Origin of the sequence: Vibrio sp. YT-16, assembly GCF_033337405.1 — a bacterium.
Taxonomy (GTDB): domain Bacteria; phylum Pseudomonadota; class Gammaproteobacteria; order Enterobacterales; family Vibrionaceae; genus Vibrio; species Vibrio alginolyticus.
In genome coordinates, this window is the sequence record NZ_JAWOQQ010000133.1 from 1 (window position 1) to 1,114 (window position 1,114).

At 46.7% G+C, this 1,114-nt stretch carries 1 protein-coding gene; it reads right to left on the bottom strand.

What is annotated here, in order from left to right; all coding sequences use genetic code 11:
- Positions 1 to 66: 66 nt before the first annotated feature.
- Positions 67 to 1,114: ATP-binding protein (locus R7F07_RS25290; RefSeq protein WP_318110679.1), on the bottom strand; the 1,048-nt coding region annotated here is incomplete at its 5' end.

A 1,114-nucleotide genomic window follows, 5' to 3' on the forward strand; every position in this document is an offset into this window, starting at 1 on the left:
CACTATAGCACACAGAGTTACAATTACAGAATAGAAACGCACTTAACTTGATCAATTTCAAGTTACTCACTTGGGTGTGGCGATATTTTTGAGGGCTTTTGGCAAATATTGTTCAAAGATTTGCTGTAATCGCGCCTTCGTCACAGGCTTAGCAACAAACTCGTTCATGCCCGCTTCAAAGCAACGCTGCTGATCTTCTTTCACTACATTGGCAGTTAATGCGATGATCGGCACGTGAGCGCCCCACTCATTCATGTCACGGATCTGCTCTGTCGCGATAAACCCATCCATCACTGGCATTTGGCAATCCATAAAGATGAGATCAAAGGCGTGCTCGCGGCATAACTGCAATGCTTCTTCACCATGGCTCGCGACACTAACTTTAAGCCCTAGCTGTTCCAGCATAATGCGAACAACCCTCTGATTCACTTCTGTATCTTCGACAATCAAAACCCACGGCGTATCTGGATTTTTGTTCGTTGCCTCATTCGCCTCTGTTCGAGGAAAATCGAGCACATTGAGCGGATCGGTATATGTTGGAAGACCGCTCACCACTGTTAAAGGAATGGTGAAATCGAAACAGCTTCCCAAGCCAAGTTCACTGGTTAGCTTGATGTCTCCACCCATGATGTGGACGAGTTGGGCACAAATCGCCAAACCTAACCCTGTACCACCATATTTGCGAGTTGTACTGCCATCGGCTTGTTGAAAGCGTTCAAACACCGCTTGCTGGTGCTCTTTGGCAATACCTATCCCCGAGTCCACAACGCGAAAGCGAACTTGGGCGATATCGTTGTTTTGCTCGTGCAATGAGACAAGTAATTTGACATGACCACGCTCGGTGAATTTGACCGCGTTGCTAAGTAAGTTATTTAGCACCTGCTTCAGACGCCCTTCATCTCCTTGTACTTCAGCGGGCAACTTAGGGTCGATATCACTGAGCAATTGCAAATTCTTTTGCTGCGCTTTTACTGTGTGTAAGCTGATCACATCATCTAATAACTGGCGAAAATGATACGTCTCGCTGGCGAGTTCCACCTTCCCCGCTTCGACTTTGGAGAAATCGAGGATGTCATCAATAATGGTCATGAGCGATTGCGATGAGTTATCGATG